At 70.7% G+C, this 10,145-nt stretch carries 6 protein-coding genes; all 6 read left to right on the top strand.

From position 1 onward, the window contains the following. The first annotated feature begins 139 nt into the window (after positions 1 to 139). Complete coding sequence (locus K8638_RS31415; RefSeq protein ID WP_223758359.1) at positions 140 to 1,609, top strand: NADH-quinone oxidoreductase subunit F; 1,470 nt, start codon at positions 140 to 142, stop codon at positions 1,607 to 1,609. After that, positions 1,597 to 4,278 carry a formate dehydrogenase subunit alpha gene (fdhF, locus tag K8638_RS31420; RefSeq protein ID WP_223758360.1) on the top strand — a complete coding sequence of 894 codons (2,682 nt, stop codon included), beginning with the start codon at positions 1,597 to 1,599 and terminating at the stop codon, positions 4,276 to 4,278. Before K8638_RS31415 ends, fdhF begins: the two co-directional genes overlap by 13 nt. After that, entirely contained in the window at positions 4,278 to 4,760 is a 483-nt protein-coding gene (locus K8638_RS31425; protein WP_223758361.1) for an adenosine-specific kinase, read from the top strand. The genes fdhF and K8638_RS31425 overlap by 1 nt, the downstream gene beginning before the upstream one ends. Before the next feature lie 178 nt (positions 4,761 to 4,938). Further along, positions 4,939 to 8,148 carry a kelch repeat-containing protein gene (locus K8638_RS31430; RefSeq protein ID WP_223758362.1) on the top strand — a complete coding sequence of 1,070 codons (3,210 nt, stop codon included), beginning with the start codon at positions 4,939 to 4,941 and terminating at the stop codon, positions 8,146 to 8,148. A gap of 171 nt (positions 8,149 to 8,319) precedes the next feature. After that, a complete protein-coding gene (locus tag K8638_RS31435) occupies positions 8,320 to 9,621 on the top strand; it encodes a hypothetical protein (RefSeq protein WP_223758363.1) in 1,302 nt (433 codons plus the stop codon). Beyond that, positions 9,618 to 9,992 carry a DUF2019 domain-containing protein gene (locus K8638_RS31440; protein WP_223758364.1) on the top strand — a complete coding sequence of 125 codons (375 nt, stop codon included), beginning with the start codon at positions 9,618 to 9,620 and terminating at the stop codon, positions 9,990 to 9,992. Before K8638_RS31435 ends, K8638_RS31440 begins: the two co-directional genes overlap by 4 nt. Positions 9,993 to 10,145: the final 153 nt, after the last annotated feature.

Here is a 10,145-nt window from a genome sequence, read left to right on the forward strand (position 1 = left end):
ATGGCCGAGCTGTTCGAAGGGGCAGGCAGGGTCTCGCTCGTCTACACCCTGGTGTACCGGCGGGGGGAACCGCGCCATCCCCCTACTCCGATGACCGGGCGAGGCCCACCTTCACTCCATCACCCTGGGGGGACGCCATATGAAGCCGGGGCAGGACGCGCCGGAGCTCGAGTCCTTCTACCACCTGGGGCATGGGCCTCTCGGGGCGCGTGCGTGCCGTGGCACCGCGTGCTTCGTCGCGCGGCACCTCGACCTCGAGCGCTGGCGGCGGGCCACCTCCGCGGAGGCCCGCGTCTACTGCCTGGGCCAGTGCCACCGCGCGCCCGCCGCCACCGGAGTGGACGCCCGGCCCGCGGTGAAGGTGCATGCGCGCCGCGCCGTCGTCCTGGAGCGCCTCGTTGGCGAAGGGGCACGCGCGCTGTCCGACTACACCCGCCAGGGGGGCTACGTGGCCCTGGAGCAGGCGCTGTCCTCCCCGCCCGAGGCGTTCATCTCCCAGGTAGAACGGTCCGGACTGCGCGGCCGGGGGGGCGCGGGCTTCCCCACCGGACGCAAGCTGCGCGCGGTGGCCGAGGCTCCCGGCGCGGCGAAGTACGTGGTGGCCAACGCCGACGAGGGTGACTCGGGGGCCTATATCGACCGCGTCCTCCTGGACGAGGACCCCCATGCCGTGCTGGAGGGACTGCTGCTCGCGGCGTACGCGGTGGGAGCGCGCCGGGGTTACATCTACGTGCGCAAGGAGTACCCGCTCGCCGCGTGCGTGCTGCACGTGGCCCTGCACGAGGCGCACCGCGCGGGCCTGCTGGGCCACCACATCATGGGCAGCGACTTCTCCTGTGAAATCTCGCTGGAGGTGGGGCGCGGCAGCTACCTGTGTGGCGAGGAGACGGCGCTGCTCAACGCGCTGGAGGGACGCCGGCCCTTCGTGCGCGCCAGGCCGCCCTACCCCGCGCAGGAGGGGCTCTACGGCGAGCCCACGCTGGTGAACAACGTGGAGACGCTCGCCAACCTCCCGTGGATAACCCGCCATGGAGGCGAGGCGTACGCCGCGATGGGGATTCCGGGCAGCCGCGGGACGAAGGTGCTGTCGCTCAACTCGCTCTTCCACCGCCCGGGGCTGTACGAGGTGGAGCTGGGCGTACCGGTGCGCACCGTGGTGGAGGAGCTGGGAGGCGGGCTGCGCACCGGGCCGCTGAAGGGCGTGCTCATCGGCGGGCCGCTGGCGGGCGTGCTTCCACCCCACCTGCTGGACACACCGCTGGGCTTCGAGGAGCTCAAGGCCGTCGGCGCGTCGGTGGGCCACGGCGGCGTGGTGGCCTTCGATGCGAACACGTCCATCGCCTCGCTGGTGCACCACGTCTTCTCCTTCGGAGCCTACGAGTCGTGCGGCAAGTGCACCCCGTGCCGCATGGGGGCCCGGCACGTGGAGCGGCTCTTCGCGCGTGTGCTGGAGACGGGCCCCGGGCCCCGCTCCGGCGCGAGGGACTGGGAGGAAGTGGTGGAGGCGCTGCGCCTCACCAGCCTGTGCGGGCACGGCATCGGCCTGGGGGAGTTCGCCGCCAGCGTGCTGCGCTACTACGCGGAGGAGGTGCGGGCATGCTTCGCATAACCGTGGACGGGCAGCCGCGCGAGTGCGAGCCGGGCACCGTCCTGCAGGCCCTGGAGGCGCTGGGCATCTCCATCCCCGCCCTGTGCAACGACTCGCGGATGGCGCCGGTGGGGGCGTGCCGTACGTGCATCGTGGAGGTGGAGGGCTGCGGCCGTCCGGTGGCGGCCTGCACCCAGCCGGTGACGGACGGCATGGTGGTGCAGACGCGCTCGCCCACGGTGGAGGCGCAGCGCAGGGTGCTGCTGCGGCTGCTGGCCTCGGAGTACCCGGCCGACGCGGTGGCGCGCCACCCGGACAAGCCCTTCCACCGCGCGCTGCGCGAGTACGGACTGGAGGGCGAGTTGCACGGCTCGCACCGGCCGGAGTTGCGGGACGACTCGCACCCGTACATCCACGTGGACATGTCCCAGTGCATCCACTGCTACCGCTGCGTGCGCATCTGCGACGAGGTGCAGGGGCAGTTCGTCTGGCGGGTGTGGAACCGGGGCTCCAACACGCGCATCCTCCCGGACGGGCCGTCGCTGCTGGAGAGCTCGTGCGTGTCCTGCGGCGCGTGCGTGGACAGCTGTCCCTCCGGCGCGCTGGAGGACCGGACGCTGCTCGACCGGGGCTGGCCTGAGTCCTGGACGCTGACCACCTGCCCCTACTGCGGGGTGGGCTGCGAGATGGACGTGGGCACGCGTGGCGGCCGCATCGTCACCGTGCGCCCCTCGCGCGAGGGCCCGTCCAACCGGGGCCACCTGTGCTCCAAGGGGCGTTATGCCTTCGGCTTCGGGGACGCCCCGGACCGCGTCACCGTGCCGCTGCTGCGCGAGGACCGTGGGTGGCGGCGCGCCTCCTGGGACGAGGCGCTGGGCTTCATCGCCGAGCGGCTGCGCCGCCTGCGTGGCGCGCACGGGCCGGACGCGCTGGCGATGCTGGGCTCGGCGCGAGCCACCAACGAGGAGAACTACCTGGCGCAGAAGCTGGCCCGCGTGGTGCTGGGGACGAACAACGTGGACTGCTGCGCGCGCGTCTGCCACGCGCCCAGCGCGGCGGCCCTGAAGCTGATGCTGGGGACGGGCGCGTCCACCAACTCCTTCGCGGACGTGGATGCCGCGCGCACGCTGCTGGTGGCCGGCAGCAACACCACCGAGTGCCACCCCGTCGTGGGCGCCCGCATCAAGCAGGCGGTGCTGCGCGGGGCGAAGCTCATCGTCATCGACTCGCGGCGCACGGAGCTGGCGCGCTACGCGGACGTGCACCTCCAGCCCCGGGCCGGCACGGACGTGCCGCTGCTCAACGCGCTGGCGCACGTGGTGGTGGCGGAAGGGCTGGGGAACGAGGACTTCCTGCGCGAGCGCGTGGACGCGGTGGAAGACTTCCGGGCCTTCATCCGCGCGTGGACGCCCGAGCGGGCCGCGGAGCTCTGCGGCGTGGACGCGGACGCCCTCCGCGGGGCCGCGCGCCTGTACGCGACGAACGGACCGTCCATGATGGTGCACGGGCTGGGGATGACGGAGCACGTGCAGGGCACCGAGACGGTGATGGCGCTCATCAACCTGGCGCTGCTGACGGGCAACCTCGGCGAGCCGGGCACCGGCGTCAACCCGATGCGCGGGCAGAACAACGTGCAGGGCTCGGCGCACATGGGCTGCGAGCCGGGAAACCTCACCGGCTACGTTCCCCTGGAGGCGAACCGCGCGCGCTTCGAGGCGGCCTGGGGCGCGCAGCTCCCCTCCTCCCCGGGTCTGGACCTGATGCGGATGATGGACGCGGCGCGCGAGGGGCGGCTCAAGGCGCTGTGGGCCTTCGGCTACGACGTGCTGCTCACCAACCCGGAGGCCCGCGCCACCCGCGAGGCGCTGGAGCGGCTGGAGTTGCTGGTGGTGCAGGACCTGTTCCTCAACGAGACGGCGCGCGCGTGCGGCCACGTCTTCCTGCCGGCGAGCACCTCCTTCGAGAAGGACGGCACCTTCATGAACGGAGAGCGGCGCGTGCAGCGGGTGCGCCGGGTGCAGCCTCCCGCCGGCGAGTCGCTGCCGGACTGGGAGATTCTCTGCCGCGCGGCCCGCGCGCTGGGACACCCCGAGGGCTTCTCCTTCCAGTCTCCGGAGGAGGTCTGGGACGAGGTGCGGCGGGTGTGGCCGGCGGGGGCGGGCCTCTCCTACGCGCGGCTGGAGACGGGAGGCCTGCAGTGGCCCTGTCCCGACGCGACACACCCGGGCACCCGGGTGCTGCACACGCACCAGTTCGCCAGCGGGCAGAGGGCGGCGCTGCGCCGCATCGACTTCACGCCCTCGCCGGAGGCACGCACGGACGAGTACCCCTTCGTGCTGATGACGGGCCGGAGGCTGTACCAGTTCAACGCGGGGACGATGACGATGCACACGCCCCACAAGGTGCTCCAGCCCGGTGACTGGCTGGACATGGCGCCCGCGGACGCGGAGCGGCTGGGCCTGGAGGACGGGGCGCGCGTGCGGGTGCGCAGCCGATACGGTGAGGCGGTGCTGCCGATGCGCCGGGCCGAGGGCCTGCGCCCCGGCGAGCTCTTCACCACCTTCCACACGCCCGAGGTCTTCATCAACGCCGTCACCGGCCCGCACCAGGACGGGTACACCCACACGCCCGAGTACAAGGTGACGGTCGTCCGGGTGGAGCGCGCGGAGCCGCGAAAGGAAGGTGCGTGATGCGGTTGGAGACGGTGCGCATCGAGAAGCCCGAGGACCTGAATTTCGTCCTCGGCCAGTCCCACTTCATCAAGACGGTGGAGGACCTCCACGAGGTGCTGGCGGGCAGCTCGCCCGTCCTCAAGTTCGGGCTGGCCTTCTGCGAGGCCTCCGGTCCGCGGCTCGTGCGGCGCTCGGGCAACGACGAGGCGCTGATGGAGCTGGCAGTGAAGAACGCGCGGGCCCTGGGGGCGGGCCACTCCTTCATCGTCTTCCTGCGCGAGGGCTTCCCCGTCAACGTCCTCAACGCGCTCAAGCAGGTGCCGGAGGTGTGCCGCATCTTCTGCGCCACCTCCAACCCGGTGGAGGTCGTGATTGCCGAGACGGCGCAGGGGCGCGCGATTCTCGGCGTGGTGGACGGGCAGCCACCGCTCGGCGTGGAGCAGGAGCAGGACGTGCGCGAGCGCAAGGAGCTCCTGCGCCGCTTCGGCTACAAGCTCTGAGCGCGAAGAGACGAGAACCAGCTCGAAGGGCTGGCTGCGTATGAGTCTCTGAAACGGGGGTGTTTTCGTGCGTGAGGCGGACGGTGCGCGTCGCGCGCGGGCCCCCTCGCGTCCTGGTCCGATGGGAAGGCCCCGGCCCACCGCGGGTGGACACCTTCCCATCCCGAAGGAGTTGAACATGGGTTGGATGCGAACGCAGGGGCGCCTCTGCCTGGGCGTGGCACTGCTGGCGGCGGTGTTGGGCTGTGACGTGATGAATGGAGCGGTTTCCCAGAAGCGGGACACCGGCGCATCTGCTGAAGAAGACGTGGCGGCGCTCGGCGCCGTGCCCGAGCGGTGGCTCGCCACGGGCGATATGAACGTGGCCCGGTATACCCACCCGGCCACGCTGCTGCCCTCCGGCAAGGTCCTGGTCTCCGGCGGTTACAACGGGAGTGGCTACCTGGCCTCGGCCGAGCTGTACGACCCGGCCACCGGCGCGTGGACCCTCACCGGGAGCCTGTCCGTGCCGCGCATGGAACACACGGCCACGCTGCTGCCCGACGGGCAGGTGCTGGTGACGGGAGGCGGCAACGGTACCGGGAGCCTGACGTCGGCGGAGCTGTACGACCCGGCCACCGGAACGTGGCGCCAGACCGGGAGCATGGCGACACCCCGTACGAGACACACGGCCACGTTGCTTCCCTCGGGAAAGGTGCTCGTCGTGGGCGGCAACACGCTGTCCTGGGCGACGGAGCAGGCCGAGCTGTACGACCCGGCCACCGGGACGTGGACCTCCGTCAACAGCATGACCGAGGCACGCGAGCAGCACACGGCCACGCTGCTGCCCAACGGCCGCGTCCTGGTCGTCGGGGGGTACTCCTGGGCCGACCCCGAGGAATGGCTGGAGTCCGTGGAGCAGTACGACCCGGCCTCGGGCACCTGGACGTCCGCCAGCAGCCTTCCGCTTCCCCGCGGCCGCCACACCGCCACCCTGCTGCCCTCGGGCAAGGTGGCGGTGGCTTTCGGCGTGGGGCGGATGCCGGACCCGGAGGGCAGTGGAGAGATGGTCAATGGCCTCATGGACACGGTGGCCCTCTATGACCCGGCCTCCGGTACCTGGGCGGAGGCCTGGGGCGGCGGAGTGACGCGCTCGTCCCACACCGCCACCCTGCTCGCCTCGGGGCAGGTCCTGCTGGCCGGAGGCTCCAGTGAGCAGAGCGCCGTCAGCTTCTACTCCGCGAGCCTGGGCATGGGGCAGCTCCCCGCCATGCCCTCGGGGCGCGATTACCACGCGGCCACGCTGCTGAAGGATGGGCGGGTGCTGCTCTCGGGAGGCTACAACGGGGGAACCCTGAAGACGTCCGTGCTGTACCGCCCCCCCGACAGCATGGACCGGGTGGGCACCGAATGGAGCCACACGCCCCGCATGATGGCGCCCCGCGAGGGGGCGGGGACGGTGCGCCTGTCCGATGGCCGGGTGCTGGTGACGGGAGGCCGCAACCACGTGGGCCTGCTCGGCTCCTCCGAGCTGTACACCCCGAGCACCGGCCGCTGGACGAGCACCGGCGCCATGACGACGCCCCGCAATGCCCCCATGTTGATTGCGCTGCCCTCGGGCAAGGTGCTGGCGGCCGGAGGAGAGACTCCCACGGGCTCTTCCCACACCGCCGAGCTCTACGACCCGGCGACCGGCCGATGGACCGCGACCGGGAACATGACGGCGGCGCGCCGGAGCTTCCTGGCCCACGTGCTTCCGTCCGGCAAGGTGCTGGTGGCCGGCGGCGCGAGCAGCGGCTCGACCACCACGGCCGAACTGTATGACCCGGCCACGGGCACCTGGACGCCCACCGGAGGCCTGGCCGAGTCCTGCGACGGTGCCGCGAGCGTGCTGCTGCCCTCGGGCAAGGTGCTGGTGTTCGGTGGCGCCTATCTCTCCGACCGTGTCGAGCAGTACGACCCGGCCACCGGCGGTTGGACACGTCCTGGCAGGCTTCTGCGCGGGCGTTACGGCGGCTTCGCGGCGGTGCTGCGGTCCGGCAAGGTCCTCGTGGCGGGAGGTAACGTCTCCAGCGGCTCCACCTCCCAGGCGGAGCTGTATGACCCGGCCACCGGCACCTCGACGGCGACGGGGAGCCTGAACGCGACCACGCTCCGGGGCCCGGGTGTCTTGTTGAACAACGGCCGGGTGCTGGCGGTGGGGGGCCTCTTCTCCTTCGAGTCGGATACCGCGGAAATCTATGACCCGGCCACGGGGCTCTGGACTCCCGCCGGGACGCTGGGGGCACCTCGCACCGGGCATTCGGTGGTGGTGCTGGCCTCCGGTCAGGTCCTGACGGTGGGGGGACGCACCACGGACCTCTTCCTGGATTCGGCGGAGACGTATTCCCCGAGTGGCACGTGGCGCACCGTCAGCCCCATGAGCAAGGCCCGGTACGGCCACACGGTCACCCCGTTGGGGAGCGGAAAGATACTGGTGGCCGGGGGCGGCGCGGACGTCCCCGCGCTGACCTCGACCGAGGTGTATGACCTGGCCACCAACACCTGGAGCGCGACAGGCTCCATGGCGACGGCCCGCTTCTCGCACACCGCCACCCGGTTGACGGACGGCCGGGTACTGGTGGCCGGTGGCTTCGGTACCTCCTCCATCCTGGGCTCCACGGAGCTGTACGACCCGGCCACGGGGAGCTGGACGGCCGCGGCATCCCTGAACTCCGTCCGCTATATGCACACCGCCACGCTCCTGCCGGGAGGCAAGGTCCTGGTGGTGGGTGGCATCAACGACGCGGGGGGCCTGAAGTCCGCCGAGCTGTACGACCCGGCCACCGGCGCCTGGACGTCAGCGGGGACCCTGTCCGCCGCGCGCTATTTCCATCGCGCCACCCTCCTGCCTGACGGCAGGGTGTTGGTGACGGGCGGCTACGCGGCCGACTTCCTGCCGCCCCTTGCCAGCGCCGAGCTGTATGACCCGGTGACCAACACCTGGCTCCTCATTCCCGCCATGTCCTCCGCGCGAGCCTTCCACTCCGCGACCCTGCTGGCGGATGGCCGCGTGCTGGTGGCTGGGGGCATGGATGGCATTTCCACGAAGGCCAGCGCGGAGCTGTATGACCCGGCCACCAATACCTGGGCGGCCACGGGAGGCCTGGGTGCTCCACGTGACAGTCACGCGGCCCTGGCGCTGTCCACCGGGAAGGTGCTGGTGGCCACCGGCTTCAACGGCGGCGGCATCGTCAACACCGCCGAGCTGTACGACCCGGCCACGGGGACCTGGGCTCCCACCGGAGCGATGGCCATCCCCCGCATGCTCGCGGCCGCCGAGGTACTGCCTTCCGGAGAGGTGCTGGTGACGGGCGGGTGGAACAACTCGAGCCCCGAGCTCAGCACGGTGGAGGTCTACAAGCCCTGAGGCCCGCTCCCGGGCCGGAGGCCGGCGCGTCGCGCTTCCGGTCCGGGGCACGGCCTCCCGCGCGGCTCATGGGCCCCGTGGGCAGACTCTCACGGGAGAGGCCCGGAACGTCATCGGCTCAGGGACCTCCTTCCCGTAGACTGGAGCCCTCCTCGCGCTGGAAGGCGTCTCATGGCAACCCGTCTGGGCGTCACGGCTCTGCTGCTCGCCCTGCTCAATGCGTGCGCCACCCCGCCTGTCGTCCGCCTCGACACGGGGCGGGGCGCGCCCCTGGAGTACAGGCCGGCCTCCTCGAACAAGTCCGTGAAGGTGGACGCGAAAGCGTTCGAGGACGCGCTGACACGATTGGTGCTGAATGCGCCTCTGACGCTCCGCGCGCCCCAGCAAGGACTGCTGGTGCGCGCCTCCTACTCCGGCGATGGCGGTGACGCTCGATGGCAGCGCTTGATGCGCAAGAGCTTCGGCGGTCTCTGCCAGCCGGGCCAGCGTGGGGACAACTGCCTCTCCCTGCTCGATGATGGGATGCGGCTGGGCGAGTGGGACAAGCTGGGAGTCGCCCTGGGCCTGTCGCTCGAGCCCCTCAAAGAGAGCATCGCCAGGGCGGTGGAGAACACGCTGGCCCCGCAGCTCTTCTATTCCGTCATTGCGACGGGCCTCGTCACCTGGGCCGTCCTGGCGGCGAACCCCGAGCCGGTGTTCACCAAGGCGGCGGCCATCGTCTCAGCGGTCCTGCTCGTCTACCTCGGAGTGGAGACCTTCCTGGAGGTGGTGGAAGCGAGCCGGGAGTTGAAGCGGGCCACGGACCGGGCAACGACCTGGGTGGAGTTGGAACAGGCCGGCCAGCGGTTCGCGAACCGGGTGGGGCCAGAGGTGGCGCGCGTCTTCGTCCTCGCGGTCACCGTGGTGGTGAGTCATGGCATGGCCGGGGGCGCCGCGTTCCTGGCCTCGCGGCTTTCGCTGTTGCCCAGGTTCTCGGAGGCAGCGGCGGTGGGGGCCTCACGGGTCGGTATCCACCTGGCGAACGTGGGCGACGTGCGAGCGGTGGCCGTCGTGGGAAACACCGTCGTCGTCTCCCTGCCTGCCACGGCGGTCGTCATGGCGGCCCAGGGCGTGAGCGGGGGAGCCGCGGCCAGGGGTAATCCCACCGGCTTCAGATCCTGGGGCTCGTTCAGCGGTCTCAAGGGTGCTCTGGGCTCAGCGGGCAAGGGTAAGCAGTGGCACCACATTGTCGAGCAGACGCCGGGCAATGTGGAGCGGTTCGGCTCCCATGCGCTTCACAACACGGAGAATGTCATCCCGTTGGATGAGGCCGTCCACACAGGCGTGAGCCGACTCTACTCCTCAATTCGTCCAGGTATCACCAACTCAAGGACTCTGACGGTCCGGAAGTGGCTCAGCACTCAGTCCTATGAGGCTCAGCGCGCGTTTGGACTGAGAGCCATCGACAATGTTCGGAATGGAGTTTGGCAATGAGCAAACTGGAAAAACTCGTTGAGGAATTTGCCCAGAATGTGGCTGCCCAGACGGAGGAGATAGCTCACGGCAGTGCCGCCAAGGGCAATCGTCACGCAAAGCGCTACATCGCGGCATTCGACAAATTGTGCGCGCACGGGGACGCGGGGCGGGATGCACTTGCCGTGCTGTTTACTCACTCTCGAATGGACGTGAGGGTCATGGCCGCGGCCTTCCTGTTGCGCCATCGGACAGCAGAGGCCAAGGCGGTGTTGGAGGAGGCCGCGCAGAGCAGAGGCATAGCAGCACTTGAAGCTCAGCAGACCTTGAAGAACTGGCACGACGGCATCTGGGCGCTGGACCCCTTACGGTGTTCCCCGTCTCGAGGTTGACACCGTCTTCACCGGCTCCAGCTCCACCACCTGCTGGACGCTTTCGAGCGGCACCTGTTCCCGCTCATGCTTCGGGTGTTGACGAGCACCCTGGATGAGGGCTCGAGGCCCGAGTTCGAGCCGGCGGCGTGATGGGTTCGCGCCGCTCGCCCA

Origin of the sequence: Myxococcus sp. RHSTA-1-4 (assembly GCF_020037125.1) — a bacterium.
Classification (GTDB): domain Bacteria; phylum Myxococcota; class Myxococcia; order Myxococcales; family Myxococcaceae; genus Myxococcus.

What these genes read in the sequence shown, in the direction of transcription:
- K8638_RS31425 (WP_223758361.1), top strand. Translation starts at nt 4,278, where the DNA reads ATGCGGTTGGAGACGGTGCGCATCGAGAAGCCCGAGGACCTGAATTTC.
- K8638_RS31430 (WP_223758362.1), top strand. Translation starts at nt 4,939, where the DNA reads ATGGGTTGGATGCGAACGCAGGGGCGCCTCTGCCTGGGCGTGGCACTG.
- K8638_RS31415 (WP_223758359.1), top strand. Translation starts at nt 140, where the DNA reads ATGAAGCCGGGGCAGGACGCGCCGGAGCTCGAGTCCTTCTACCACCTG.
- K8638_RS31435 (WP_223758363.1), top strand. Translation starts at nt 8,320, where the DNA reads ATGGCAACCCGTCTGGGCGTCACGGCTCTGCTGCTCGCCCTGCTCAAT.
- K8638_RS31440 (WP_223758364.1), top strand. Translation starts at nt 9,618, where the DNA reads ATGAGCAAACTGGAAAAACTCGTTGAGGAATTTGCCCAGAATGTGGCT.
- fdhF (WP_223758360.1), top strand. Translation starts at nt 1,597, where the DNA reads ATGCTTCGCATAACCGTGGACGGGCAGCCGCGCGAGTGCGAGCCGGGC.